Source organism: Rhizobium sp. BK591, from assembly GCF_014195045.1.
Classification (GTDB): Bacteria; Pseudomonadota; Alphaproteobacteria; order Rhizobiales; family Rhizobiaceae; genus Rhizobium; species Rhizobium anhuiense.
In genome coordinates this window covers 400,084-426,439 of the sequence record NZ_JACIAZ010000006.1, presented here as the reverse complement: position 1 = coordinate 426,439, position 26,356 = coordinate 400,084, and the positions used below count along the sequence as shown (strand labels likewise).

Here is a 26,356-nt window from a genome sequence, read left to right as displayed (position 1 = left end):
TCACCGCACCCGTTTGGGCGGACGGAGCCGCATCAATCGTAAAGATAATACTTGTCCCACTTCTCGCGCGGCACCTTCTCGCCGATCTCGTAGTTGAGCTCGCGCACGTTGATATGCTGCGGACCGGTAATGCAATTGTAGGAGAGATGATACCAGTCGCCCTTGCTGCGGAAGACCGCGCCCGGCGCCTGCAGCGAATTGTCGCCAGGGATCGGGTCCTTGAACGTATAGGCGATGACCTTGTCGGGCTTGAAGCCGGTGCTGTCCTTGTTGATGCGGCTCATCGCCTCGGTGTCGCAGCTCTGTTCCAGCCGGGTCGAGGGATCGAGTTTTTCCAGCTGCTTCTTGATGGCGGGATCGACGGCGAAGGCGGGGGCAGCAAGGCTTGCGAGGGATACAAACAGGAGCAGACGTTTCGGCATTGTGGAGAAAATCCCTTACTGTTGTCCATTCTTCACCCTGCCACCGACGGCTTGCCGGAGGCTTGGCACGTGCAAATTTCGCGCAACGAGAGCGGACTTTCTTAAATATTGTGGTGACATCAAGGCAAGGCGGGCAGAGCGCCCTCCTTGCCTGTGGAAGGGCACCTCGACCCTTGGCGCATCCTTGCCGCTTGATCCGGGGCCGGTGCGCCTCTATCTCTTGCCAACCCGACATTCCCACCGGAGCCATTCCTTGTCCGTTTTCAAAAGTCTGCCGACACCGCCTGCCGCACCGAAGAAGCCGATCTCCGATATGCGCCACGGCATTACCCGCACGGACGATTATGCCTGGCTGCGCGCCGACAACTGGCAGGCGATGTTCAAGGATCCGTCGATCCTCGACCCTGATATCCGCCGGCATCTGGAAGCCGAAAACGCCTATATGAACGCAGCGATGGAAGACACCAAGCCGCTGCAGAAGGTGCTGTTTTCCGAAATGCGCGGCCGCATCAAGGAGGACGACAGCTCGGTGCCGATGAAGGACGGCGCCTATGCCTACGGCACCTTTTATGTCACCGGCGGCGAACAGCCGCGCTATTTCCGCATCGCCCGCGACGGCAATGTCGCCGACGAAACGATCCGCACCGTGCTGCTCGACGGCGACAAGGAGGCATCAGGCAAGGCCTATTTCCGCCTCGCCGGTCTCGACCATACGAGCGACCACAGCCGCGGCATCTGGGGCTATGACGACAAGGGCTCGGAATTCTTCACGCTGCAGGTCCGCGATCTCGCAACCGGCGAGGACCTTGCCGACCGGATCGAGAATACCGGCGGCGGCGGCGTCTGGGCGCCCGACGGCAAGAGCTTCTTCTATTCGGCGCTGGACGAGAACCACCGGCCGTCGAAGGTATTCCACCACATTCTCGGCCAGCCGCAGTCGGAAGACCGGCTGGTCTATGAAGAGCCGGATGCCGGCTTCTTCATGGGCGTCGGCGGCTCGCTGCTCGACGATTTCATCTATATCGACATTCACGACCACGAGACCAGCGAATACCGGCTGCTGTCGACCAAGGACCTGACCGCCGAGCCGAAGCTTGTGGCGGCGCGCGAGGAAGGCATCGAATATTCGCTGACCGAGGGCGGCGACGTCTTCTACATCCTGACCAATGACGGCGGCGCCAAGGATTTCAAGATCATGGAAGCGCCGGTTGATAAGCCGGGCAAGGAAAACTGGCGCGAAGTGGTGCCGCACAAGCCCGGCACGCTTGTTATCAGCCACATGGCCTATGCCCGCCATCTCCTCTGGCTGGAGCGCAAGGACGGGCTGCCGCAGATCATGATCCGCGACCGGGCGACCGGCGAGGAGCATGCGATCGCCTTTGCCGAGGAAGCCTATTCGCTGGGGCTGCAGGGTGCAGCCGAATACGACACGGATATCATCCGCTTCTCCTATTCCTCGATGACGACACCATCGCAGCTCTACGACTACAACATGGTGACGCGCGAACGCACGCTGTTGAAGACGCAGGAGGTGCCGTCCGGCCACAATCCCGACGACTACATCACCCGCCGCGTCTTCGCCCCGGCCTGGGATGGCGAGAAGGTGCCGGTCACCCTGCTCTATCGCCGGGATACCCCCCTCGACGGCACGGCACCCTGCCTTCTCTACGGCTACGGCGCCTACGGCATCACCATTCCGGCCGGCTTCAACACCAATTGCCTGTCGCTCGCCGACCGCGGTTTCGTCTATGCCATCGCCCATATCCGCGGCGGCAAGGACAAGGGGTTCGCCTGGTACGAAGACGGCAAGATGGACAAGAAGACGAACACCTTCAAGGACTTCGTCGCCGCGGCCGATTATCTGAATCAACAGAAGTTCACCTCTTACACGAAGATCATCGCCGAGGGCGGATCGGCCGGCGGCATGCTGATGGGCGCAGTTGCCAATATGGCGCCGGAGAAGTTCGCCGGCATCATTGCCGCCGTTCCCTTCGTCGACGTGCTCAACACCATGCTGGACGATACGCTGCCGCTCACCCCGCCCGAGTGGCCGGAATGGGGCAACCCGATCGACAGCAAGGAAGAATACGAGCAGATCGCCTCCTACTCGCCCTATGACAATGTCGGTGCGAAAGCCTACCCGCCGGTTCTGGCGCTCGGCGGCCTGACGGACCCGCGCGTCACCTATTGGGAGCCGGCCAAATGGGTGGCGAAGCTGCGCGATAAGACGACCGGCGACGCGCCGATCCTGCTCAAGACGAATATGGACGCCGGCCATGGCGGCGCTTCGGGCCGCTTCCAGCGGCTGGAAGAGATCGCCTTCGAGTATGCGTTTGCGATCAAGGTTGCGGGGAAGATGTAAGGGTTGGGTGGGGCGTCACAGAGGCCAGGGAGAGAGAAATGCCCGTCTATGTCGCCCTACTCCGCGCCGTCAATGTCGGCGGCACCAGCTCTCTGCCGATGGCCGAACTGAAGGCAGTCTGCGAAGGCCTCGGCTTTACCGAGGTGAAGACCTACATCCAGAGCGGCAACGTGCTTTTCCGCTCGGATGAGACGGAAAAGACGGTGGAGGAGTGGCTCGACGAAGCGCTCGGCAAAAAGATGGGCAAGCAGCCAGGGGTGATGGTGCGCAGCCGCAAAGAACTCGACAAGATCGCTGCCGACGCCCCCTTTCCCGAGGCCAAGCCGAATTTCCTGCTCGTCCACTTCCTGCCCGAAAAGGCGCCCAGTGATGCGCTGGAAAAGATGGTGGCGCCCGATGGCGAGGAGGCCAAGCTCGCCGGCCGGGAAATCTATGTGCATTATCCCAATGGATCCGGCCGCTCGAAGCTGAAACTGTCGGCGCTGAAGCCGGCAACCTCGCGCAATCTCAATACCGTGCGCAAGCTCGCCGAATTGGCAGCGGCGCTGGAAGGCAAGGACTGAGGGGCCCCAAAATTTAGTGCGGTTCTGCGCTTCCAAGAAAAGTTGAACCGCCCGACGCCCTCGGCATTTCCACCACCGGCAGAAAGAGCATCTTCACGAAGGTGCGCAGCATCAGCACCTGTTCGGCCAGCGTGTTCGGCTCCTTCAGCGTCTTCGACAGGACGATGCCGCCTTCCAGGACGGAGGACACCATGTCGGCGAGCTGGTCGACATTGACGGGTTCGCGCGGCGGATAGATGGCCATGATCTCCCGCAGCATGCGGCCGAAACGGCGCCGCCAGGCAAGCACCGCATTCCGGTTGGTCTCCTGTATCTCGCGGTCGAACAGCCGCTCGTAGTAGCAGACGGTCGCCACGAGGCAGCCGGGATGGCCGTTCGGCAGGTCGGAGAGCAGTTCGGACAGCAGTTTGAGACCGAGCAGGAAGGATTGCAGCGGATCGTCGACCAGATCGCGCGCACGGCTGAAGATCTCATCGTAGATGCGCTCGTCATTTTCGATGTAGCGGTTGAGCAGCGCCTTGGCGAGCTCGTTCTTGTCCCGGAAATGATAGAAGAAGCCGCTCTTGGTGATGCCGGTCTCGGCGATCAGCTCCTCGATGGAGGTGCCGCCGAAACCCTTCTGCAAGACCGCCGCTTCGGCCACATCGAGGATGCGGGTCCGCGTTTCCTCGCCCTTTCGCATGTCCCCTCCTGCCCTGGCTCCTGTACCGGCGGTACGGTTTTCAGCGCCGCATATTCAGATCTGCCATCGCCCCGGCAGCATCGACTGAAGCAAGCAATTGATATCCATCGGCAAAAACCAAAACCGTCTGGAGTATACCTCAAGTCGCCTAGTTTGGCAGCCGAATAAGCGTCAGAACATCATTCATCGACAGCAGCCGTTTCTGGCGCTGCGAGGGAGAGACTTCACAATGGTAAAGTACAGAAACGGTTTGCCGCAACTCAAAGGCGGCACCTTCATTACCGATGGCGGCATGGAAACGACGTTGATCTTTCACGAAGGGATCGAACTTCCGCATTTTGCCGCCTTCATATTGCTGGCTTCCGAAGAGGGGCGGCAGCGCATGCGGAATTACTATCGCCGCTACCTCGATATCGCACGGCGCCACGGCACAGGCTTCGTGCTCGACACTGCCACATGGCGGGCCAATCCGGACTGGGGGCAGAAGCTCGGCTATACCAGCGAAGCCTTGAAGGCGGTCAACGAGGAGGCCGTCGACCTGCTCGTCGGCTTGCGCAGCGCCTATGAGCGGCCGGAGCAGCAGATCGTCATCAGCGGCGCGATCGGCCCGCGCGGTGACGGTTATAAGGCGGGCATCATGGATGCGGCCGAGGCGGAGGACTACCACGCCTTCCAGATCGCGGCTTTCGCCGGCACGGAGGCCGATATGGTCAGCGCTTTTACGCTGACCAATATCGACGAGGCGATCGGCGTGGCGCGGGCGGCACAGGCGCTCGGCATGCCCTCGGCCATCTCCTTCACGCTGGAGACGGATGGCCGGCTGGTGACGGGCCGCAGCATTCAGGACGCCATCGAGACGACGGATGCGGCCACCGGCGGGGCGCCGGCCTATTACATGATCAACTGCGCGCATCCGACGCATTTCGAAGCCGCGCTCGATCCCGAAAGCGCCTGGGTGAAGCGCATTTCCGGCATCCGCGCCAATGCCTCGACCATGAGCCACGAGCAGCTGGACAATAGCGAGATGCTGGATGCCGGCGATCCCGCAGATCTCGGCCGCCGCTACCGCAAACTGCTCGGCCGCATGCCCGCGGTGCGCGTGCTCGGCGGCTGCTGCGGCACCGACCACCGCCATGTTGCAGCGATCTGCGAGGCATGCCTGCCGCAGGCGGCGTGACGACCTGAGAGGGAGGAGAGAATGACGATTGGATGGACGATGATGGGAGTGGTGACACGGGAGCACGGCTGGCACGATCTGTGGCTTGCGATCACGGGACGGCACAGGCGCCCCGAGCCTGAGGCGGCCGTGGAGGTGGCGCTGCGCGATAGCGATCTCGCCTTCGGCGGCTTCGACGGCCAGGTGACCTATGGGCTTGAGGCGGACTGGCGCGAGGGCCGGTCCTCGCGACGCAGGCGGCTGCGGGCGCCGGTCGGCTTCTGACGAAGGGAAAGCCGGCGTCAGCCTTTGGCGGCGCCTTTCGACGGTTTGGCCTTGTAGCCGCTGATCTCCTCGCCGGCGGTCGGGGAGAAGCGCAGGTTCCAGAAGGTCGCGGTGATCGAGATGATCGTGACGACGACGAAGGCGGCCGAAAAATCGCCGAGAGCAGGCGTTTCGGCGCCTGACAGGGCCATGGAGCCGTGCAGCGCCAAGGCGCCGATGCAGATGCCGAGCGACAGCATCAGCTGCTGGAAGGTGGTGTAGAAGCTGGTGGCCGAGCTCATCCGCTCCTTGTCGATCTCGTCATAGGCAATGGTGTTATAGGCGGTGAACTGGAACGACAGGAAGAAGGCGCTGAGCACCAGGACGACGAAGATCAGCGGCATCGGCCAGTCCGGCCGGAAGGCGGCGCAGAGGCCATAGCCAATCGTGCCGAAGATGCCGTTGAGGACGAGGCTGCGGCGGAAGCCCAGCCGGCTGAAGACGAACTTCGCCATCGGCTTCATGGCGAGCGCGCCGATCGCGGTGGCGATGACGATCTGGCCGGCCGCGGCGGCAGACAGGCCGAAGCCGATCTGGAAAAGCAGCGGCAGCAGGAAGGGCTGCGCCCCTTGCGTGATGCGCGTCAACGAACCGGCGATGACTGACGTGCCGAAGCTCGGGACCTTCATGAGCGAGAAATCCATGATCGGCGACGGATGCTTGCGGGCATGCTTGAGATAGGCGATGCCGAAGATGAGGCCAAGGGCGATCAGGAAGATCGAGAAGGCGCCCTCGCCTTCATGGCTCGACATTTCGAAGCCGAAGAGCAGCGAGCCGAGCGAGATTCCGGAGAGGATGAAGCCGATCGTATCGAAGGGACCGCTGGCCTTGCCCTTCACCTCGTCAATGTAGATCGAGACGAAGATCATGCCGATGATGCCGACCGGCACGTTGATATAGAAGATCCAGCGCCAGTCGAGATAGGTGACGATGAAGCCGCCGAGCGGCGGACCGATGATCGGGCCGATCAGCGCCGGCACGAGCAGCCATGACATGGCGCTGACCATATCCTTGCGGTCGACGCTGCGCATCAGCACCAGGCGCCCGACCGGCATCATCATCGCGCCACCCATGCCCTGCAGCAGCCGCGCCAGCACCAGGAAGGACAGCGTCGGCGCGAGCGCACAAAGGATGGAGCCGGCGACGAAGACGGCGATGGCGGCGCGGAAGACGGTGCGCGAGCCGAAACTGTCGGCCATCCGGCCGCTTGCCGGAATGAAGATCGCAAGGCTCAGGAGATAGGAGGTGAGTGCGATCGACATGGCCGGCGCGCTGACGGCGAAATCGCGCGCCATTGTGGGCAGCGCCGTCGCCAGTACGGTCGCATCGATATTTTCCATCAGCATCGCACTCGCGACAATCATCGCGATCACCCGGAAATTGGGCGCGGCGCGCCGAACCATCGGCGCCTGGTAAATCTGATCCGACATCGTCCGGAATCACTCGCGGTGGCGCGGCGGAGCACACGAAGCAGCTGGGCCGCGGAGATGACATGGCGCAAGGCCAAGGGGAGACGATTTGCTATACGCCGGCGATCGTGGCGGCGCTATGTCCTTTATGGCAAAGCTGCTTTGACGAGAGGTAAAGGCAGATCACGATTCCTTGCATTCGTCCGTTCTTCGTGAAGGTCTTCATCTCCCGGCTTGCGCGGCATGCATCCCAGCCCTACCTATGAGTGATGACCTCCGCCCTGCAGACAAACCGGCCCAGTGCGGCCTTTCCGTTCGACAACAGCTATGTCGGCTTGCCCCAGCACTTCTTTGCGCCGCAGGCACCGACGCCGGTGGCGGAGCCCTGGCTGATCAAGCTGAACGAGCCGCTCGCCGCCGAGCTCGGGCTTGACGTCGAGGCCCTGCGCCGCGACGGTGCGGCGATCTTTTCCGGCAATCTCCTGCCCGAAGGGGCCGAACCGCTGGCCATGGCCTATGCCGGGCATCAGTTCGGCGGCTTCTCGCCGCAGCTCGGCGACGGGCGGGCGATCCTTCTCGGCGAGGTGATCGACCGCAACGGCAAGCGCTATGACATCCAGCTGAAGGGTGCGGGCCCGACGCCTTTTTCGCGTCGCGGCGACGGCCGGGCGGCAATCGGGCCGGTGCTCAGGGAATATATCATCAGCGAGGCGATGTTTGCGCTCGGCATACCCGCCACGCGGGCGCTGGCGGCGGTGACGACAGGCGAGCCGGTCTATCGCGAAGAGGTGCTGCCGGGCGCGGTCTTCACCCGCGTCGCAGCCAGCCATATCCGTGTCGGCACCTTCCAGTATTTCGCGGCCAGGGGCGACACCGACGGCGTGCGGGCGCTGGCCGACTATGTGATCGACCGGCATTATCCGGCGCTGAAAGAGGCCGAGAACCCCTATCTCGCGCTTTTCGATGCGGTCTCCGAGCGCCAGGCGGCGTTGATTGCCCGCTGGCTGCATGTCGGATTTATCCATGGCGTGATGAACACCGACAATATGACCGTCTCCGGCGAGACCATCGATTTCGGCCCCTGCGCCTTCATGGATACCTATGACCCGGCGACCGTCTTCTCGTCGATCGACCAGCACGGGCGTTATGCCTATGCCAACCAGCCGGGCATCGGCCAATGGAACCTCGCAAGGCTCGGCGAGACATTGCTGTCGCTGATCGACGCCAATCCCGACAGCGCCGTCGACAAGGCGAATGTGGTGATCAAGAATTATGGCGAACGCTTCCAGGCGCATTGGCTGGCCGGCATGCGAGAGAAGATCGGCCTTGCCGGGCAAGAGGATGGCGATCTCGAACTGGTGCAGGCACTGCTGTCGCTGATGCAGACGCAGGCCGCCGATTTCACCCTGACCTTCCGGCGGCTGTCGGATCTTGCCGGCGATGACGCGGCAGGGCCGGGTTTTGCGGCGAGTTTCCGCGAACCGGAGGCCTGCGGCGCCTGGCTTGCGCAGTGGCGCGAGCGGCTGTCGCGCGATCCGCAGTCGGCCACCGAGCGCGCCATTGCCATGCGTAGCGTCAATCCGGCCTTCATTCCACGCAATCACCGGGTCGAGCAGGCGATTGAGGCCGCGGTCGAGAACGGCGATTTCTCGCTGTTCGAGGCGCTGCTGACCGTGCTTTCAAAACCCTATGAGGATCAGCCGGGCTTTGCCGCCTATCGGCAACCGCCGAAGCCGGATGAACGGGTGCTCGCGACCTTCTGCGGGACGTAACAGGCGTCGTCATCTCCTCACAACCAGCATCAAGCCCAGTTCAGGGTATCCAAAATGTGACGACAGCCTGCGGCAATTGTGGCCGTTGAAAGGCATCTCCTTCGCGCTATCTGGCTGATCGGCGGGACTTTTCCGCCGATCCCTCACCCCGGCGAACCTCAGCGGGAGATACAGCCTTATGGCGATCGTCATCACCTCCATCTTCTTCATCATCATCGGGCTGGCCCTCGGCGGCGGCGGGCTGTGGCTCGTCACGCTCGGCGGCAGCGTCTTTTATCTGTTCGCCGGGCTGATGTTCCTGATCACCGCCGGGCTGCTGCTGATGCGCAAGGCGGTGGCGCTCTGGGTCTATGCGGTGCTGGTCATCGCCGCACTCGGCTGGGCGGTGTGGGAGGTCGGCTTCGACTGGTGGCAGTTGGGCCCGCGCGGCGGCATGATCATCCTGCTCGGGCTCTGGCTGCTGACGCCCGGGATCCGCCGGCCGCTCGGCCTGCGCAGCCCGACCGGCTTCACTTACGGCGCCAATCCCTGGCCGCTCGCCATACCTGTCATCCTCGCCATCCTCGTCGCCCTCTATTCGATGACCACAGATCCGCATGATCTTGCCGGCGATCTGCCGACCGACAAGGTCGCCGCCAGCCCCGCCTTCGGCGGCGGCGTGCCGGACGGCGAATGGCATCAATACGGCCGCACGCCCTTCGGCCAGCGCTATTCGCCGCTCGACCAGATCACCGCCGAAAACGTCTCCACCCTTAAGGAGGTGTGGCGATACCAGACCGGCGACGTCAAGCGGCCGGAGGATGTCGGCGAGACGACCTATCAGGTAACGCCGCTCAAGGTGAAGGACACGCTCTATCTCTGCACGCCGCATAATTGGGCGATCGCGCTCGACGCCAAGACCGGCAAGGAGAAATGGAAGTACGACGCCAACTCCGGCATGAACCCCGACCGGCAGCATCAGACTTGCCGCGGCGTCACCTATTATGCCGATCCCACCGTTGCCGCCGGCCAGCCCTGCGCCGAGCGCGTCTACCTGCCGACATCCGACGCGCGGCTGATCGCGCTCGATGCGGCGGACGGGAAGATCTGCACCAGCTTTGCCGATCAGGGCGTGCTGCATCTGGAAGCCGGCATGCGCTACAACCCGGCCGGCTATTATTATTCCACCTCGCCGCCGGTCGCGGTGGCGGGCAAGATCATCATCGGCGGGGCGGTCAACGACAACTACTCCACCCAGGAGCAGTCCGGCGTCATCCGCGCCTTCGACATCAATACCGGCGCGCTCATCTGGAACTGGGATTCCGGCAATCCCGACGTGACGACGCCGCTCGCCAACGGGCAGACCTATACCACCAATTCGCCGAACAGCTGGTCGGTCTTCAGCGTCGACGAGGCGCTCGGCATGGTCTACCTCCCGCTCGGCAACCAGGTGCCTGATCAGCTCGGTATCAACCGCAGCGACAATGTCGAGAAATTCTCCTCATCGATCGTCGCGCTCGATATCGCCACCGGCCAGCTGCGCTGGGTGCGCCAGACCGTGCATCACGACCTCTGGGACATGGACGTGCCGGCACAGCCCGTTCTGATCGATCTGACGAAGCAGGACGGCACGACCGTTCCCGCCCTCGTCGGCCCGACCAAGCAGGGCGATATCTATGTGCTCGACCGGCGGACCGGCGAACCGATCATTCCGGTCAAGGAAATCCCGGCGCCGGGCGGCGCCGTGGCCGGCGATCATACCTCGCCGACCCAGCCGATCTCCGATCTCACCTTCTCGCCCGAGCCGCTTCAGGAAAAGGACATGTGGGGCGTGTCGCTGTTCGACCAGCTCGCCTGCCGCATCGACTTCCACCGTTATCGCTACGAGGGCCGCTACACCCCGCCTTCGCTCAAAGGCACGATCGTCTATCCCGGCAATTTCGGCACCTTCAACTGGGGCTCGGTGGCGGTGGATCCGGAGCGGCAGATCATGTTCGGCATGCCGACCTATCTCGCCTTCACCTCGCGCCTGGTGCCGGCGGCCGACATTCCGCCGAGGGGCCAGGACGAGAAGGGCAGCGAACAGGGACTCAACCGCAATGACGGCGCGCCCTACGGCGTCTTCATGGGTCCCTTCCTCGGACTGCTCAAAATCCCCTGCCAGGCGCCGCCCTGGGGCTATGTCGCCGGCGTCGACCTGCGCACAGGCAAGATCGCCTATATGCACAAGAACGGCACCGTGCATGACATGACGCCGCTGCCCCTGCCCTTCAAGGTGGGCGTGCCGGGCATCGGCGGGCCGATGCTGACCAAGGGCGGCGTCGCCTTCCTCGGGGCTGCGGTCGACAACTATCTGCGCGCTTACGACGTGACGAGTGGGCGGCAGCTCTGGCAGGGACGGCTTCCCGCCGGCGGCCAGGCGACGCCGATGACCTATATGGCTGATGACAACAAACAATATGTCGTCATGGTCGCCGGCGGCCACGGCTCGGTCGGCACGAAGCCCGGCGATTACGTGATCGCCTACACGCTGCCTTGATGGCCCAAGGCTCTTCGGTTCGCGCCCATGGCAGCCCCTCACTGCCTGTGGCTTGCCCCTCACCCTAACCTTACCGGGGTCGAGCCCCTCGTCTCGACCCGTCCTTCGGACCCCCGCTCGCGGGGAGAAGGGACGTGCCAAACGCGGCCTCGAGGTTGAGGAAGGCGGCGCGGCATGGTCTCTTCGCCCCGTTTACGGGGAGAGGATGCCGGCAAGCGGATGAGGGGCTGGTTTCAGGATTTCATACAACTCGCGGGAAACCCGCGTCAGCTTTCTCCCGATTCACACCATCTCGACGATCATGCGGCCGACTTCGGCGAAGACCGGGTTGAGTTCCGTCACCGGTGCGGTCGCCTCGGCGATATAGACGGCGGCGACGATCGGGCCGCGATCCGGGGGCCAGATGACGGCGATATCGCCGAGAGTGCCGTTCGGGCCGGTGCCGGTCTTGTCACCGACCTTCCAATCCTGGGGCAGGCCGGCCCGCAGCCGTTCCTTGCCTGTGGTGCTGGCCACCAGCCAGGCGATCAGCCGGTCGCAGGAAGCCTCGGCAAGCACCGAGCCGAGCGTCAGGTTGCCGAGCGTGTCGAGCATCGCCTCCGGGGTCGTCGTGTCGCGCGGATCGCCCTTTTTGCCCTCGTTCAGCGTCGGTTCGGTGCGGTCGAGACGCGTGGCGCCATCGCCGATCGAGCGCAGCCAATCGGTCAGTCCTGCCGGCCCGCCAAAACTTTCGAGCAGCAGGTTGCCGGCGGTATTGTCGCTGACGGTCACCGCCGCCTCGCAGAGTTCAGCAACGGTCATGCCGTCGGTGCCCGCATGTTTTTCGCTGAGCGGCGAATAGTCGACGAGTTTGTCCTTGCCATAAGTCACCCGCCGGTCGAGCTTCTCCTCGCCCTTGTCGACACGGGCCAGCACGAAACCTGCTGCCAGCGCCTTGAAGGTGCTGCACATCGGAAAGGCTTCGCTGCCGCGATAGCCGAAGGAGATGCTCGTTTCAGTGTCGAGCACCGAAACGCCGAGACGGCCGCCGGTGCGTTTTTCGAGCGCAGCAAGGCGGTGCTGGATGTCGTCGTCGCCCTTCTCGGTATTCTCCTCCTTGGTCCCCTCCTCGGCATTGGCGGGAAGCACCAGCGCGGGCAGGCCCATCGCAGGCAGGCAAAGGGCCGAGCCGAGCAGCATGCGGCGGGTCAAACTGAGATCCATGAAATCCTCCGGCGGGTGGGAGGACAGAGCTAAGGAGCGATTGCGGCGACTTGTCGTCAACGCGGCGACTTCTTCGCCCGCCGAGCGACCTCTATCGTCCGCACTGGTCACGCGGCGCGGGTGACCTCGACCGTCACATGCGACAATTCCGTCAGCGCCGAAAGTCTGCCCTTGTAGAAGGCCGGATCGCGCGGCTGCGAGGTGAGGACGGCGACGATTGCCGCATGATGGCCGGGGCCGACCTGCCAGACATGCAGATCGGTGATCCGGTCGTCCTCGGTCTCGATGGCGCCGCGGATTTCGGTCGGCAGCGTCTCGCCTTCGGGGACGACGTCGAGAAGGACGCCGCCCGAGGATTTCATCAGGCTCCAGGACCAGTTGGCGATGACCAACCCGCCGACGATGCCCATGATGGGATCGAGCCAGAGCCAGCCGTAAAGGCTGCCGAGCGTCAGCGCCGCGATGGCGAGCACCGAGGTCAGGGCATCGGCGATCACATGCAGATAGGCGGCGCGGATATTGTTGTCGCCGGTCTTTGCGGTGTGGGCGTGGTCGCCATGTCCATGGCGCCCGTGATCGCCATGTCCGTGGTGGCCGTGAGCGTGATGATGGTGGCCATGGTGCGCATGCTGGCCATGCCCGTGCATATGATGGCCATGCGCGGCATGGCCGCCGCCGGCGAGCAGCCAGGCGCTGGCGAGGTTGACAGCAAGGCCGATGACCGCAACGGCAATCGCCTGGGCAAAACCGATCGGCACGGGGTTAGAAAGGCGCAGCAGGCTTTCGCAGGCCATCAGCAGGGCAATCAGGGCAAGGACGATGGCGCTGGCAAAGCCGGCGAGATCGCCGAGCTTGCCGGTGCCGAAGGTGAAGCGCGGATTGCGCGCCTGCCGACGGGCGAAGAGATAGGCGAGCGCCGAAATCAGCAGCGCACTGGCATGGGTCGACATGTGCCAGCCGTCGGCAACAAGGGCCATGGAGCCGTAGACGGTGCCGGCGGCGATTTCCGCCACCATCATCACCGCCGTCAGCGCGATCACCAGCCAGATGCGCCGCTCATTGCGCGTGTGATCGGCGCCGAGGAAGACATGGTCGTGTTCCAGGGCGTCCATTCCAGCCTTGTCGATTCCGGCACGCATTACAGGCTCCTTCTTCACGGCATTCAGCGAATATAGATTCTCAAGACTTCCGATATTTCCTCGACCGCCTCGGCCCTCGCCGCATCATTGGCGGCATTCAGCACATCTTCGCGCAAGTGGTCGTCGAGCACCTCGCCGGTCAACCCGGTCAGCGCGCCACGGATCGAGGCAAGCAGTTGCAGAATTTCGCCGCAAGGGCGCTCAGCCTCGAGCGCACGCTCGACCGCCTCCATCTGCCCTTTCAGGCGGCTGATGCGGGCGACGAGCTTCTTTTTCTGCAGGGTGGTGTGGGACATGGTGGGTTCTCATATAGCATAGGGGGGTATAGTATCAAGCGGAAAGCCAGGGCTCAATGCCGATGATGTCGTTCAGCACCGCTCCTTCTCGCGACATTCGATGCGATCATGGCCGCGCGAGCCCCTCACAGCATTTTCTAATGAAAGCGAATACGCGGCTTAATCCGCCATTGACAAAGGCCGCGTTTCCGACGATCTATGGCCCATGATCAAAAACGCGCACCAGAGCCGCTCGTATTTTTGGCTGTACCTGTAAAGGGCGGCCGGACAAGATCATATTGTCAACAAGCCGCCGTCAGGCGGCTTTGTTGTATCGGCAGCGTCCTGACGGCAGAATATCAAAGGACGCGAAGACCATGACCGAAATCGAAGACAGCGAAATTTCACTGATGCGCCCATCGGTGGTAACGATCCGCGCCGCCAAGCCGCGCGACCTGCCCGAGCTCAACGAGATGATCGCCCTGCTCGCCGCCCATCATGGCGATGCGGCTGCGACAACGCCGGAGCAGCTGGAGCGCGACCTCTTCGGTCCGCTGCCCTGGATCCATGCGCTCGTGGCCGAGACCGCCGAAGGGCTGATCGGATACGCCATTCTGGTGCCGCTCTACAGGGCGCAGGAAGGCAAGCGCGGCATGGACCTGCACCATCTGTTCGTGCGCGACGGCCATCGCGGTCACGGCACCGGCCAGTTGCTCGTCGACCGGGCGCGCGAAACCGCCCGCAAAGCCGGCTGCGGCTACCTCTCCGTCAGTGCTGCGACCGGAAACGTGCTGGCGCACCGCTTCTACGAACAGCTGGATTTCACCCCGCGTCCGGTAACCGGCATGCGCTACATGCAGTCGATCGCCTGAAGCGCGTCGGGCATGGTGCGAGCGGTGTTGCGATAACGGGATGCATTAACAAAAAGCCCTAAAGCGCGACGAACGAATCTGAAAGATTGCGACGCGCTTCAAGGCTGGCAGGCACGAGGCGCCCGCCGGGTTTATGCAGGAACCGGTTTCAGCCTACCGACAATTATCGAATTGCATGAGGAGCTTTCATGCCAGATTTCAAGCTACATTGCTTTGCTCTCTCGGGGAACTGTTACAAGGTCGCGCTCTTCTTCGCACTTGCCGGCATCGAGTGGGAGAGCACTTTCGTTGACTATCTGGGCGGCGAAACGCGCACCGAAGAATGGCGAAAGACCATAAACGAGCAGGGCGAAGCCCCTGTGCTCGAACATGGGCAAACGAAGATCAGCCAATCGGGGATCATCCTTGACTATTTGTCGGAGGTGACAGGGCATTTCGGGGCGCAGACAGCCGAAGAACGACGAGACATCATGCGTTGGATTCTTTTCGATAACCACAAATTCACGAGCTATTACGCGACGTTGAGGTTCATGTATGGCCTGCAGAAGTGCGGCGAGACGCCAGTCGTCGAGTTTTTAAGACTGAGGGCTAAAGCTGCCTACGCAATCGTCGACGAACATCTGGCGCGTCGGGCCTTCGTGGTCGGCGACCGGCTGACGATCGCAGACCTCTCTTTGGCGGGCTACGTCTTCATGCCGGAGGAAACCGGGATCGATCACAGCGCCTTTCCGGCTATCGCAGCCTGGAAAGATCGGATCAGAAACATGGCTGGCTGGCGCCATCCCTATGATCTCATGCCGGGTCCCACCTCCCTGTAGACAGAGCATCGGATCCTCCGAAGGCGCCAAGCAACCAAGTGAACGCGCGAAAGCCCTCGCCCGGTTGGCACCGTTATTTCCACTGGGTCCCGTCAGCGGCGGCGCAGCCGTATGGCGGCAGGGAACCGGCAAAGGTGATTTTCAGCTTGGCGCAGCCCCAGCTGTTGATCGGGCCGGGCATGGCATTGTTGAGCGTGATGCCGATTTCATCATAGGGGCTGTCGGTGTTGGTGATATAGCGATACCAGCGGAAACCGGTGAAAATCACGACCGCAAGTGCGATCGTCAGCAGCAGGCGAAGCAATCTTTTCATGATTATGTCCTTGAAATACAAACGTCGCCGTTTAACACCGACATATCGAAGCGGAAAGCGCTGCCGCCGCCGGGCAAAGCGATATCCCGTGGAAAGATATTATCAACTGCAGGCCGCAGTGACTTCGCCCCACCACTAACGCCCCGGCACGGCCTTCAGATAGGCGGCGATTGCCTCACGGTCGGCGGCCGGGAGATGGGCGATGTTCTGCTGCACATCGACCATCGAGCCGCCGACGGAATCGAAATCGGGCGTGAAGCCGGTTTCGAGATAGCTGGCGATATCGGCCTCGCTCCAGCCGCCGATGCTCTTGGAAGCCGGCGTGATATCGGGTATGCGGCCCTTGCCTTCCGGATTGGGAGCGCCGGCAAGCCATTGATCCGCCGTAAAGCCGCCGAGCGCATCGCGCGGCGTATGGCATTCGCCGCAATGACCGGGACCTTCGACGAGATATTGCCCGCGCTTGATCTTGTCGTCGCTCTTTGCCAGCGCCACGCGCGGCTGGTCGTTGAAATAGAGGAATTTCCAGCCGCCGAGCGCAAGCCGGATATTGAAGGGGAACGGCAGCTCATGCGGCGGCGCGACGTTTGCGCTCTTCGGCAGGGTTTTCAGGAAGGCGTAGATATCGTTGACGTCCTTGTCGCTCATCCGGGAATAGGAGGCATAGGGAAAGGATGGGTAGAGATGCTGACCGCCCGGGCCGACGCCGCGCTTCATGGCATTGCCGAACTCGGCAAGCGTCCAGCCGCCGATACCGGCCTTTTCATCGGGTGAGATGTTCGGCACGTGGAAGGTTCCGAAAGGGCTCTTCAGCGCCAGGCCGCCTGACAGTGTCAGCTTGGCATCACCTTCGGAACCGGGTGCGGCATGACAGCTGACGCAGCCGCCCGCCCAGAAGACCATCTCACCGTTTGCCGTATCAGGCGCGCCGAGATTGGCCCAATGGCTTTCCGGCAGCGGATCGGGTGCGGTGACGAGATAGAAGGCGCCTCCGCCGAGGACGGCGACGCCGATCAGACAGAGCAATAACCGGATGAACCTGCGGACCATGCGCCGCCTCCCCTTTTGCCGAGATTTCCGCGTCGATCGATCCCCCGATCGATCTGCGCAGGCGGAGAATAAGGCGATCCGCGCCGGCGACAAGGCCGGCGCGGATCCTGTATCCAGATGAAAATGGCCTATCGCTCACTTGCTGAGGCGATAGGCCTTGTGACAGCCGCCGCAATTGGCGCCGAGCGTGTTCATCGTGGCGCCGACGGCCGCAGGATCGGCCGGAAGCTGAGCCAGCGCGGTTTCAGCGTCGCTGGAGAGCTTGGCGGCGCGCGCCTTGAAGTCGTCCATGTTTTCCCAGATTTTCGGGCTCGCGCCTTCGTCATTCGTGTCCGTGCCCGGCTTGAACTGGTCGGGGAAGACCTTGGCAGTTGCGGCGATCGTCGTCAGCGCCGCCTTCACTGCCTCGGCGTCATAGGGCTTGGTGCCCTTGGCGATGGCTGCCAAGGCCCCGGCCGAACCGCCGATCTGCTTCATCAACGCAACGCGCGAATCATGAGTGCCGTCGGCGGCGGTCACCGAACCGGCGGCCATGCCGGCCATCGCCAGGGCCGCAGCTACTGCTTTCCAATTCATATTCCTCTCCATTTCTCCTCGGCCAGGGTGGCCGAAGGCCAATCTGCACCGGGAGCATGCCAAAATCCATGCGTCCGGGCAGTCACGTTTTGCCGGATCATCATAAAAACAATGTGATAGGCCGCAGCGGCTCAAGCGCTTTTCCACCCCTGCCAGAGGCTGAAGGCGGAGACCGCAACCAGCAGCAGTCCGGCGAAGCGGCCGACAAAGGCCGTGACGTCAGGGTTGGCGACGAGCAGGTCGCGGCTGCGGCCGGCCGTCATCGCCAGTGTGCCGTAGATGGCGAACTGGGTGACGACAGTCATGACGCCCATGATCAGCCCCTGTATCCAGAGCGGACCATATTCCGGTCTCAGGAACTGCGGGTAGACGGCAAACATGAAGATATAGGCCTTCGGGTTGACCAAACAGGTGACGGCCCCCTGGCGGAAGGCGCGCCAGCCGGAGCGCGCCGTTCCCGGCCCGACCGCCTCGACGGTGATCGAGCTGCGGATCAGCGAAATCCCGATCCAGATCATGTAGGCCACGCCGGCAAAGAGCAGCACGTTGAAAAGCTGGGGCAGCATGGTGACGAGCACGCCGACGCCGGCCGCGCCATAGGCCGAATGTACCGCACCCCCGGCCATGATGCCGCCGGTTGCCGCCAGCCCACGCTTGACGCCGCCAGTCAGCGAATTGGCGAGCACGAAGAGCATGTCCATGCCCGGCACGATGATGATGCCGAACAGAAGGGTGAAGAAAAGCCAGAGGTTTTCATGGTAGTTCATGTCAGTTACCGCCTTGAATTTCTGCGGGCCGTTTTCAAAGACCCTGATTGATTTCAATCTGATAGGCGGCTCTATACGGGAACCCAACTGACAGTGTACTGTCAGGAGCGTGGCGGATGGGAGAGGTTAAATGCGCAAGGCCTCGCGGCTTTTCGAGATCATTCAGATCCTCCGGCTGGCAAGAAAGCCGATAACGGCGGCTGACATGGCCGAGACGCTCGAAGTGACCGCGCGCTCGATCTATCGCGACATCGCCGCACTCCAGGCGATGCGGGTGCCGATCGAAGGCGGGCGCGGCATCGGCTACATCATGCGACCGGGCTTCGACCTGCCGCCCTTAATGTTCTCGATCGAGGAGATGGAGGCGATCGTGCTGTCGCTGGCGCTGCTCGACCGGACGGCGGACGAGGAGCTGAAACAGGCGGCGCGCCGGGTCAACCGGAAGATTTCAGGCGCGGTGCCCGCCCCGCTGCGCCAGGCGATGGACAACAAGGCGCTCTATGCCTGGGGTTCCATCGCGCAGCCGGCGGGCTTGGACCTGGCGATCGTGCGCCGGGCGATCCGCGACGAACGCAAGCTGATGCTCGGTTACCGCGACGAACTCGGTCGCGCCAGCGAAAGGACGATCCGGCCGGTCGCGCTGATCTATTATTCGCAGACCGCCAATATCGTCGCCTGGTGCGAACTGCGCCAGGCGATCCGCAATTTCCGCAGTGACCGGGTGGAGCACTGCGAGGAGGCCGATGGCTTCTTCAAGGGTGAAGGCGATGGGCTGCGGGAATTGTGGACGAGCGGCTGGACGGAGAAGGCTGTGCCTGCCTGAGGCGCGGCGGTTGAGGTACGAGCAGGCGTCGGTGTCACCTAACATTCCGGCCATGAGGTTGGCGAGACCAGCCCCTCATCCGCCTGCCGGCACCTCTGCCTGGATCGAGCCACGTGTCTCGACCCCGGTAAGGTTATAGGGTGAGGGGCAGCTGCTCGCGTAAATCAAACAGTAGCGAGCAACCTAATAAGCCAGCGTGCGGCTCTCTTCCCGGCCGAAGCCGCGGATTTCGATGCGGTCGGCATGGACCTCGACGATCGCGAAAGCGTTTTTGGTCTCGGTGTCGACCACGCCCTTGAAATTGACGAAGTGGCAGGCGCCGGCCATGCCGTAATTGCCGACATGGTCGTGGCCGTTGAGATAGGCAATGACATTGCTGCGTGAGGCGAGCAGCGCGACGATGCGTTCGCTGTCCCACATGCCATGCTCGCTCGGCGGATGCACCGGATAGTGATTCATGACGATTACCTTCTCGCCGGCCGCGGCCGCTTTTACGATTTCATCGCCGAGCCAGGCAAACTGCTCGTCGCTCAGCGCGGCATTCCAGCGATGGGCATTCGCCGCGCCCTTGGCCTGCAGCTCCGCCAGCATCTCGGCGGCCAACGCGCGATGAGGATGGCCTTCGGGCGGCGCGAAGATACTGACCTCGTTGCCGTCGAGCACGATGAAGCGCCAGCCGTGGCGCAAGAAGCTGTAATAGGGCGACGGCATGCCGAGACGCGCGGCAACTTCGGAGAGATGCCCCGCCGAAACCGAGAAATCATGATTGCCGAGCAGGAAGAGCGCCTCATGCCGGAGCTTCCGATAGACCGGTAGGATATCGTCGAAGCTTGAAAAGCTGCGGTCGATGACATCGCCGAGCGTCATGATGAAGCTCAGTTCCTCACCGTTGAATGTCTCGATCGCCTCGGCGACCTTGGCGAGGCTGTTGGCATAGTGGCGATCCATGGCCACATGCGGCGCGATCGCCGCATATTGCGGATCGGCGATGATGCCGAAGCGGAACAGGGGAGAATCGGAAGACGACATGGGGGCGTGATTAGGAGCGGTCGGTGACAGGGATGTGACGGCTTTGTGTGAAAACAAAACACCCGGCGCCTGAGACGCCGGGTGCTGAATTCTAATAGGCGGGCGACATCGCCACCATGGCGGCGAGTCCGGTGCCGCTTACTTCGTGGCTTCTTCGTAGCGTTCCAGGACGTAGTCCCAGTTGATCAGGCTATCGACGAAGGCTTCGAGATATTTCGGGCGGGCGTTGCGATAGTCGATGTAGTAGGAATGCTCCCAGACGTCGACGCCGAGGATCGGGGTGGCGCCGTGAACCAGCGGATTTTCGCCGTTCGGGGTCTTGGAGATCTCGAGCTTGCCGTTCTTGACGGAAACCCAGGCCCAGCCGGAGCCGAACTGGGTGGCGCCGGCATTGGCGAAATCGGCCTTGAACTTGTCGTAGCCGCCGAGATCGGAGGTGAAGGCCGCTTCGAGCTTGCCCGGCAGCTTGTTGCCGCCGCCGCCCTTCTTCATCCACTTCCAGAAATGGATGTGGTTGTAGTGCTGGGCCGCGTTGTTGAAGAGGCCGGCATTGGTGCCGAAAGACTTCTTGACGACGTCTTCGAGCGAGAGATCCGAAAGACCGGCTTCGGCGGCGAGCTTGTTGCCGTTGTCGACATAGGCCTTGTGGTGCTTGTCGTGGTGGAACTCCAGCGTTTCCTTCGACATGAAGGGAGCAAGCGCTTCGTAATCATAGGGAAGTTCAGGCAATTCGAAAGCCATGTCAGATCTCCTCTTGGCAATAGATTGCGTCATCGGCAGGTGTGGCGGAACATAGGAGGGGAAAGGGGGAGAGGCAACCGGCGAAATATCAAAAAACGACCGGCCGGAGGAAAATTTGCCTCAGTTACGGGGCTTTAGTCGCGCGGGCAAATCGCCCGGGTTGCGCGCCGCGAAAACCGCTTCGCCTGTGACGGAGATCAACGGAGACCGATATGAACAGGAATATAATCCAGCTTCTCGCTGCCGCCGTGCTACTTTCGCTCCCAGCTGCGGCGCATGCCTCCTCCGACGATGCCTGGAAGCAGCTTGCTGCCGACGTCGAAGCCAAATGCAAGAAGGCAGCGGTCACGATCGAAAAGCCCAGCGCCACTGTCGATCCCTTCGGCAGCTCGCATTACGGACTCGCCCTGGTGACGGGCAAACCGAAGGGTGCCAAGGGGCTGATTGCCCAGATCTGCGTCTACGACAAGCAAAAGAAAACCGTCGAGATCGGCAGCGAGCTAGATGCCAAACAGCTCGGGCTGATGCCGGCAAAATAGTCTGCTGCGGGTGATCCACCATGGCTATTTGTGACCTGCGTCACATTCCTCGGGAACCGAAGCCTACCCTTGGGAGTTGAAAGGCTGGGCTTTCGAGCGGATCAGCTTTTTCATGGAAGCGCGCAACCGCTCCAAATCTTTTGTTTTAAGCAATTCCGAACGCAAAACCGCTGTGCACTTTTGCTGGACTTGCTGGGGAGGTGTCGGCATGTCAGAGCTTCGCAACCGGGCGGACGATCAGCAGAAAATCTATCAGCGCTGGGCGCCGGTCTATGACCGGGTCTATCGCGGCATCCTGCGCGATGGCCACCGCAAGCTGGCGGCGCTGGCCGCCGCGGCCGGCACCGATATTCTGGAGATCGGCGTCGGCACCGGCCTGACGCTCGGGCACTACCCGCGCCGCTGCCGGGTGACCGGCATCGACATTTCCGAACATATGATCGTGCGGGCGCGCGAAAAGGCGAAACGCGAAAACCTGCAGCATGTGCAGGCGCTCGATGTGATGGATGCGCATGCGCTGAGCTATGCCGACCGGTCTTTCGATGCGGTCTGCCTGCCTTTCGTCATCACGCTCATCCCCGAGCCCGAACGTGCGCTTGACGAATGCGCAAGGGTGCTGCGGCCGGGCGGCGAGATCATCCTTGCCAGCAAGCTTGGCGACGGCGCCGGCCTGCAGGGCGCGATCGAGACGGCGGTGGCGCCGCTGGTGCGTCATATCGGCTGGTCCTCTGCCTTCCGTATCCACCGCATCATCGCCTGGGCCGAGCGCCGCGGCGATTTTGACGCTGCCGAAATCCTGCCGGTCTTTCCGAACGGCTTCTTCAAGATCATCCGGCTGAAGCAGCGCGAACCTATCGCCTGAGAGGATTGGCCGCCTGAGACCGGAACTTTTTTCCCCGCGTCGTTTGTTCTGATACTACCGTTCGCCTGAGGGGACCGCATGACATCGGATTTTTTCTTCTTCATCGTCGTGGGCTTCTGCGCGCAGGTCGTCGATGGCGCGCTCGGCATGGCCTTCGGCGTGCTGTCGACGACGAGCCTTCTCGCCTTCGGGGTACCGGTGGCCAATGCCAGCGCGATGACGCATGTGGCGGAAATGTTCACGACCGCCGCCTCGGGCCTCTCACATGCCTATCATCGCAATGTCGACTGGCGCCTGGTGGCGCGGCTCGCCCCGGCCGGCATGCTCGGCGGTGCGATGGGGGCCTATCTGCTTGCCAATGTCGACGGCAAGGCGATCGAGCCTTTCGTGTCGGCCTATCTGATCGTGATCGGGCTGGTGATTCTCTACAAAGCCTTCCGGCCGCCGCCGAAGCGGGATGTTCGCGACTGGATCGTGCCGCCGGTCGGGCTTTTCGGTGGCCTGCTCGATGCGATCGGCGGCGGCGGATGGGGGCCGATCGTCACCAGTTCGCTCGTCAGCCGCGGCCATGACCTGAAGCGGGTGATCGGCTCGACCAACTTCACCGAATTCGCAGTGACGCTGACGATTTCCCTGACCTTCGTCCTGACGCTCGGCTGGTCGGAGCTCGATTCGGCGATCGGCCTGATCATCGGCGGTGTCATCGCTGCCCCCTTCGGCGCGATCCTGGTCAAGAGGCTGCCGGTGCGGCCGTTGATGGTGGCTGTCTCGATGATCATCATCGGCACGTCGGCGATGCGGATCCTGTAAAAGGGGTTACAGATTCCGGCCGAAATAGACATCCACGGAGGCGATCTTGTCGCCGCGGAAGCGAAAGCTCTCGATGTTACGGAAGCTGCCACCGTCCAATTTTTCGGCGCGGTAGCGGACGACCGCCTCGTCGCCATCAATCGCCAGGAATTCGATGTGAAAGTCGCGGAAGACCGGCTCCTTCGGCCAGCAGCGCTCGAAATACGTCGCTCGGTCGATGTGGTCGTCGCGCGGACTGGAGAAGGTGAAATCCTCCGTCAAGATGGCGCCGACCATATCCTTGCGGTCGTCGAGATAGGCGGCGTAGAGATGGCGGACGGTCTGTTCTCGGGATGTGCGCATGTCGCTCATGGCAATCTCCTCGGCGTGACTGATTGCATCATGCAATCAGTCACGTTCTAACACTTTTGCCGGAACGGGTCCAGCTTACGGCGATAATTTCCCAAAGACAGGCCACCGATGCGCAAACGCCGTCTTGAAGGACGGGCGACAAGGCGGTTATATCAGCGCGTGCCCGCCCTGGAACGACGAGCGCATGCTCCGCCAGGCCCGTTCGCTCGACCTCGAAAAGCTCGATCTCAGGACAGTTTTACCCGCGTCGATCTCCTCGCCGCGGCAAGGGGTACATCGTTTCATCGGGCGGGCGGAACTTCGCCGTGCGATCAATGCCGAGGCCGAAAGAATGACCGATACACAATTGGAAGCTGCCAGCGCCAGGCCGGGCTCGATCTACTGGAAGCGCAACCTGGTGATCTCGCTGATCGGCTCCTTCACCACGATCGTGGCGATGACGCTGCTGCTTCCCTTTCTGCCGCTCTATGTCGAGGAACTCGGTGTCAGCGACCATGCGGCGATCGTGCAATGGTCGGGCATCGCCTATGGCGCCACCTTCTTTGCCGCCGCCCTCGTCGCGCCGCTCTGGGGGCGGCTCGGCGATATCTATGGCCGCAAGCTGATGCTGGTGCGCGCCAGTCTCGGCATGACGGTGGCGATCGCGCTGATGGGCATGGCCGGCAATGTCTGGCAGTTGGTGGCGCTGCGCCTCTTCGTCGGGCTTGCCGGCGGGTACTCCTCCGGCTCTATGGTGCTGGTGGCGACGCAGACGCCGAAGGACCGTTCGGCCTGGGCGCTCGGCGTGCTCTCCTCCGGCATCATGGCCGGCAATCTCGTCGGGCCGCTGCTCGGCGGGGCGCTGCCGCCGATCATCGGCATCCGCGGCACGTTTCTCGCCGCCGGCGGCATGATCTTCCTCGCCTTTCTCGCCACGGCCTTGCTGATCAAGGAGGAGAAATCGCCGGCCCGCAAGCAGGCCGCCAAGGCCAGCGGCGGCTGGAAATCCATTGCCGACAAGCGGCCTGTCGTCGCCATGCTGGCAACCGGCATGCTGTTGATGTTTGCCAATATGTCGATCGAGCCGATCATCACCGTCTATGTCGCGCAGCTGGTGGCCGTAGAAGCCCAGGTGACGATCGTATCGGGCGTCGTCATGTCGGCCGCCGCCCTCGGCAGCATTCTCTCGGCCTCGTGGCTCGGCAAGCTTGCAGACAGGATCGGCCATTGGCCGGTGATTTCAGGCGCCCTCGCCGTCGCCGGGCTGCTGTTGATCCCACAGGCCTTCGTCACCAGCTCCTGGCAGTTGATCATCCTGCGTTTTCTGATGGGCGCAGCACTTGGCGGGCTTCTGCCCTGCATCGCCGCCGTCATCCGCCACAGCGTGCCGGACAGTGCGGCCGGCAGCATTCTCGGGCTTTCCATCTCCTCGCAATATGTCGGCCAGGTCGCTGGTCCCATCCTTGGCGGCTTCGTCGGCGGCCATATCGGCATGCGGGCGGTTTTCCTCGGCACCTCCGTGCTGCTTGTCGCCGGCGCTGCCTATGCCTGGGTCGTGCGGCCGCGGGATCGGCAGACATCCGGCTAAGGCGCGCTCCCGCAGATCATCTCGATGCCTGACCGGGCGATCGCTTCCAGCGTCTCGCGGCTGTCGCCGGCGCGGGCGCGGACGGCGAGCGAATGCATGACGGCGGAGGCGAGCCTTGCAAGCATCTGCGGATCGGCGCTTCGGGGAAGCTCGCCCCTTTCCACGGCAAGGCGCATGCGCTTTTCGATCTCGTCGTCGAAATCGTTGAGGCTGCGGCCGAGCACTTCGCGGACCCGCTCATGCTGGACCGCTTCGGCCGATGCCGTGCCGATCAGCAGGCAGCCGCGGGCGGCGGTTTCACCGTGCAGATAAATCGCCAGCGCACCCGCATAGACGCGGGCGATATTGTCGCGAAGCGGCAGTGACGGGTCGAGCGCCTCAATCAGCACGTCCATGCCGTCCTGCCGATACCCCTCCAGCGTATCGAGATAGAGATCCTCCTTGTCACCGAAGGCGCCGTAGAGGCTCGGGCGGTTGAGGTTGGTCGCAGCGCTCAGATTGTCGAGCGAGGCGGCGGCAAAACCCCTGTCCCAGAACACATCCCGCGCCTTGCCAAGCGCCGCCTTGGGATCGAAGCCCCTCGGGCGGCCGCGCTTCTTCTCGTCCTTCATATTTTGTACCGTTTCGCATTAAATTCTTGACGAAGTTTATTTTATGCGAAACAGTACAAATGTACAATGCTATCGCGGGCGGCATCACCTGCCTCCCCAAGGAGAGGAAACCGCAATGAAACTCTATATGCACGCCGCGGCCTGTTCGCTTTCGCCGCACATCATCTGCCGGGAGCTGGGGCTCGATATCGAACTCGTCCAGGTCGACCGGCAGACCCATCGGACGAGCAACGGCGAGGATTATCTAGCCATCAACGGCAACGGCTATGTGCCGGCGCTGATGCTCGACGATGGCAAGGTGTTGACCGAGGGGCCGGCGATCGTACAGTTCCTCGCCGACAGCGTGCCCGAAGGAGCAGCCCTGTTGCCTGAGGTCGGCAACATCCGCCGCAACGAGGTGCAATCCTATCTCAACTTCATCACTGCCGAGCTGCACAAGCCGATGGTGTTGCTCTTCAATCCGATTTATTCCAGCGTTCACGAGGAGATCCGCGCGCTGATATCGAAGCGACTCGCCTGGCTGAACGGCCGTCTTGCCGGACCCTATCTCACCGGCGATGCGTTTACGGTGGCGGATGCCTATCTCTTCGTCTGCCTGAACTGGTCGCCTTGGACCAACATCGATCTCAAGCAATGGCCGGCACTGCACGGCTTCATGGCCCGCGTGGCGGCTCGACCGAAGGTGCGCGAGGCGCTGCAGGCCGAAGATCTCGAGGCCTTCGATGCCGACGGCGTCTATTTTGCGCCACACGCCTATCTCGCCTCATCAGGACGGACCGGCTCGCCGGTCAGGCCGTAAACA

28 protein-coding genes are annotated in these 26,356 nt (G+C 62.7%); 14 read left to right on the top strand and 14 right to left on the bottom strand.

Annotation, left to right across the window (positions count from 1 at the left end):
• Nucleotides 1-32: 32 nt before the first annotated feature.
• The gene (locus FHX10_RS26715) at nucleotides 33-422 is read right to left on the bottom strand and encodes a DUF930 domain-containing protein (RefSeq protein ID WP_025570167.1); all 390 of its coding nucleotides are present in this window, start codon (nucleotides 420-422) and stop codon (nucleotides 33-35) included.
• 253 nt (nucleotides 423-675) lie between these two features.
• Here FHX10_RS26715 and FHX10_RS26710 point away from each other — a divergent pair, with 253 nt between their 5' ends.
• A complete protein-coding gene (locus FHX10_RS26710) occupies nucleotides 676-2,784 on the top strand; it encodes a S9 family peptidase (protein WP_028756893.1) in 2,109 nt (702 codons plus the stop codon).
• A gap of 38 nt (nucleotides 2,785-2,822) precedes the next feature.
• Nucleotides 2,823-3,347 (top strand): DUF1697 domain-containing protein, encoded by a 525-nt coding sequence (locus tag FHX10_RS26705; RefSeq protein WP_028756892.1) that lies wholly within the window; start codon nucleotides 2,823-2,825, stop codon nucleotides 3,345-3,347.
• 13 nt (nucleotides 3,348-3,360) lie between these two features.
• Here FHX10_RS26705 and FHX10_RS26700 read toward each other — a convergent pair whose 3' ends face one another.
• On the bottom strand, nucleotides 3,361-4,029 hold the full coding sequence (locus FHX10_RS26700; protein WP_025570163.1) for a TetR/AcrR family transcriptional regulator: 669 nt from the start codon (nucleotides 4,027-4,029) through the stop codon (nucleotides 3,361-3,363).
• A 229-nt stretch (nucleotides 4,030-4,258) separates the two neighbouring features.
• Here FHX10_RS26700 and FHX10_RS26695 point away from each other — a divergent pair, with 229 nt between their 5' ends.
• Both FHX10_RS26695 and FHX10_RS26690 read left to right on the top strand, forming a co-directional pair.
• Entirely contained in the window at nucleotides 4,259-5,206 is a 948-nt protein-coding gene (locus tag FHX10_RS26695; protein WP_028756891.1) for a homocysteine S-methyltransferase family protein, read from the top strand.
• 21 nt (nucleotides 5,207-5,227) lie between these two features.
• Nucleotides 5,228-5,470: a hypothetical protein gene (locus FHX10_RS26690; protein WP_028756890.1), complete on the top strand. Its 243-nt coding sequence runs from the start codon at nucleotides 5,228-5,230 to the stop codon at nucleotides 5,468-5,470.
• 17 nt (nucleotides 5,471-5,487) lie between these two features.
• Here the strand turns inward: FHX10_RS26690 and FHX10_RS26685 are convergent, their stop codons facing one another.
• Nucleotides 5,488-6,939, bottom strand: a complete 1,452-nt coding sequence (locus tag FHX10_RS26685) for an MFS transporter (RefSeq protein WP_025570158.1) — start codon at nucleotides 6,937-6,939, stop codon at nucleotides 5,488-5,490.
• A gap of 248 nt (nucleotides 6,940-7,187) precedes the next feature.
• Between FHX10_RS26685 and FHX10_RS26680 the strand changes: the two genes are divergently transcribed.
• Complete coding sequence (locus FHX10_RS26680; protein WP_184390611.1) at nucleotides 7,188-8,690, top strand: YdiU family protein; 1,503 nt, start codon at nucleotides 7,188-7,190, stop codon at nucleotides 8,688-8,690.
• A 178-nt stretch (nucleotides 8,691-8,868) separates the two neighbouring features.
• Entirely contained in the window at nucleotides 8,869-11,208 is a 2,340-nt protein-coding gene (locus tag FHX10_RS26675; protein ID WP_184390609.1) for a glucose/quinate/shikimate family membrane-bound PQQ-dependent dehydrogenase, read from the top strand.
• Nucleotides 11,209-11,490: 282 nt separating this feature from the next.
• Here FHX10_RS26675 and bla read toward each other — a convergent pair whose 3' ends face one another.
• The 3 genes from bla to dmeR form a co-directional block, all read right to left on the bottom strand.
• A complete protein-coding gene (bla, locus tag FHX10_RS26670; protein WP_097623232.1) occupies nucleotides 11,491-12,411 on the bottom strand; it encodes a class A beta-lactamase in 921 nt (306 codons plus the stop codon).
• 107 nt (nucleotides 12,412-12,518) lie between these two features.
• A complete protein-coding gene (gene dmeF, locus FHX10_RS26665; RefSeq protein WP_047614266.1) occupies nucleotides 12,519-13,550 on the bottom strand; it encodes a CDF family Co(II)/Ni(II) efflux transporter DmeF in 1,032 nt (343 codons plus the stop codon).
• 23 nt (nucleotides 13,551-13,573) lie between these two features.
• Nucleotides 13,574-13,846 carry a Ni(II)/Co(II)-sensing transcriptional repressor DmeR gene (gene dmeR / locus FHX10_RS26660; protein ID WP_184390606.1) on the bottom strand — a complete coding sequence of 91 codons (273 nt, stop codon included), beginning with the start codon at nucleotides 13,844-13,846 and terminating at the stop codon, nucleotides 13,574-13,576.
• A 356-nt stretch (nucleotides 13,847-14,202) separates the two neighbouring features.
• Here dmeR and FHX10_RS26655 point away from each other — a divergent pair, with 356 nt between their 5' ends.
• Both FHX10_RS26655 and FHX10_RS26650 read left to right on the top strand, forming a co-directional pair.
• Nucleotides 14,203-14,697 carry a GNAT family N-acetyltransferase gene (locus FHX10_RS26655; RefSeq protein WP_025570147.1) on the top strand — a complete coding sequence of 165 codons (495 nt, stop codon included), beginning with the start codon at nucleotides 14,203-14,205 and terminating at the stop codon, nucleotides 14,695-14,697.
• Nucleotides 14,698-14,885: 188 nt separating this feature from the next.
• Nucleotides 14,886-15,515, top strand: a complete 630-nt coding sequence (locus FHX10_RS26650) for a glutathione S-transferase family protein (RefSeq protein WP_025570145.1) — start codon at nucleotides 14,886-14,888, stop codon at nucleotides 15,513-15,515.
• A 73-nt stretch (nucleotides 15,516-15,588) separates the two neighbouring features.
• On the opposite strand, the gene FHX10_RS26645 is transcribed toward FHX10_RS26650, so the two are convergent.
• From FHX10_RS26645 to FHX10_RS26630, 4 genes are all read right to left on the bottom strand, one after another.
• A complete protein-coding gene (locus tag FHX10_RS26645; RefSeq protein ID WP_047614263.1) occupies nucleotides 15,589-15,828 on the bottom strand; it encodes a hypothetical protein in 240 nt (79 codons plus the stop codon).
• A gap of 135 nt (nucleotides 15,829-15,963) precedes the next feature.
• Nucleotides 15,964-16,878, bottom strand: coding sequence for a cytochrome c (locus FHX10_RS26640; RefSeq protein ID WP_063476638.1), 915 nt, complete (start codon nucleotides 16,876-16,878; stop codon nucleotides 15,964-15,966).
• A 135-nt stretch (nucleotides 16,879-17,013) separates the two neighbouring features.
• Nucleotides 17,014-17,454, bottom strand: coding sequence for a c-type cytochrome (locus tag FHX10_RS26635; protein ID WP_025570139.1), 441 nt, complete (start codon nucleotides 17,452-17,454; stop codon nucleotides 17,014-17,016).
• A 131-nt stretch (nucleotides 17,455-17,585) separates the two neighbouring features.
• Complete coding sequence (locus FHX10_RS26630) at nucleotides 17,586-18,221, bottom strand: LysE family translocator (RefSeq protein ID WP_047614260.1); 636 nt, start codon at nucleotides 18,219-18,221, stop codon at nucleotides 17,586-17,588.
• A 130-nt stretch (nucleotides 18,222-18,351) separates the two neighbouring features.
• Between FHX10_RS26630 and FHX10_RS26625 the strand changes: the two genes are divergently transcribed.
• On the top strand, nucleotides 18,352-19,044 hold the full coding sequence (locus tag FHX10_RS26625) for a helix-turn-helix transcriptional regulator (protein WP_025570135.1): 693 nt from the start codon (nucleotides 18,352-18,354) through the stop codon (nucleotides 19,042-19,044).
• A 183-nt stretch (nucleotides 19,045-19,227) separates the two neighbouring features.
• Here the strand turns inward: FHX10_RS26625 and FHX10_RS26620 are convergent, their stop codons facing one another.
• Nucleotides 19,228-20,073: a metallophosphoesterase gene (locus FHX10_RS26620; RefSeq protein WP_184390604.1), complete on the bottom strand. Its 846-nt coding sequence runs from the start codon at nucleotides 20,071-20,073 to the stop codon at nucleotides 19,228-19,230.
• A gap of 138 nt (nucleotides 20,074-20,211) precedes the next feature.
• Entirely contained in the window at nucleotides 20,212-20,814 is a 603-nt protein-coding gene (locus tag FHX10_RS26615; protein ID WP_008528928.1) for a superoxide dismutase, read from the bottom strand.
• A gap of 212 nt (nucleotides 20,815-21,026) precedes the next feature.
• Here FHX10_RS26615 and FHX10_RS26610 point away from each other — a divergent pair, with 212 nt between their 5' ends.
• The 3 genes from FHX10_RS26610 (at nucleotide 21,027) to FHX10_RS26600 (ending at nucleotide 23,025) form a co-directional block, all read left to right on the top strand.
• On the top strand, nucleotides 21,027-21,353 hold the full coding sequence (locus tag FHX10_RS26610) for a hypothetical protein (protein WP_063476635.1): 327 nt from the start codon (nucleotides 21,027-21,029) through the stop codon (nucleotides 21,351-21,353).
• Nucleotides 21,354-21,561: 208 nt separating this feature from the next.
• Entirely contained in the window at nucleotides 21,562-22,215 is a 654-nt protein-coding gene (locus tag FHX10_RS26605) for a class I SAM-dependent methyltransferase (RefSeq protein ID WP_063476634.1), read from the top strand.
• Nucleotides 22,216-22,293: 78 nt separating this feature from the next.
• Nucleotides 22,294-23,025 carry a sulfite exporter TauE/SafE family protein gene (locus FHX10_RS26600; RefSeq protein ID WP_025570126.1) on the top strand — a complete coding sequence of 244 codons (732 nt, stop codon included), beginning with the start codon at nucleotides 22,294-22,296 and terminating at the stop codon, nucleotides 23,023-23,025.
• A 6-nt stretch (nucleotides 23,026-23,031) separates the two neighbouring features.
• On the opposite strand, the gene FHX10_RS26595 is transcribed toward FHX10_RS26600, so the two are convergent.
• Nucleotides 23,032-23,376 (bottom strand): nuclear transport factor 2 family protein, encoded by a 345-nt coding sequence (locus FHX10_RS26595; RefSeq protein WP_025570125.1) that lies wholly within the window; start codon nucleotides 23,374-23,376, stop codon nucleotides 23,032-23,034.
• Nucleotides 23,377-23,707: 331 nt separating this feature from the next.
• Here FHX10_RS26595 and FHX10_RS26590 point away from each other — a divergent pair, with 331 nt between their 5' ends.
• Nucleotides 23,708-24,943, top strand: a complete 1,236-nt coding sequence (locus tag FHX10_RS26590) for a multidrug efflux MFS transporter (RefSeq protein WP_047614506.1) — start codon at nucleotides 23,708-23,710, stop codon at nucleotides 24,941-24,943.
• On the opposite strand, the gene FHX10_RS26585 is transcribed toward FHX10_RS26590, so the two are convergent.
• Nucleotides 24,940-25,554 (bottom strand): TetR/AcrR family transcriptional regulator, encoded by a 615-nt coding sequence (locus tag FHX10_RS26585; RefSeq protein ID WP_047614252.1) that lies wholly within the window; start codon nucleotides 25,552-25,554, stop codon nucleotides 24,940-24,942. The two genes, FHX10_RS26590 and FHX10_RS26585, sit on opposite strands and share 4 nt — an antisense overlap.
• 115 nt (nucleotides 25,555-25,669) lie before the next feature.
• Here FHX10_RS26585 and gstA point away from each other — a divergent pair, with 115 nt between their 5' ends.
• Complete coding sequence (gstA, locus tag FHX10_RS26580) at nucleotides 25,670-26,353, top strand: glutathione transferase GstA (RefSeq protein ID WP_097542722.1); 684 nt, start codon at nucleotides 25,670-25,672, stop codon at nucleotides 26,351-26,353.
• The last annotated feature ends 3 nt before the right edge of the window (nucleotides 26,354-26,356 follow it).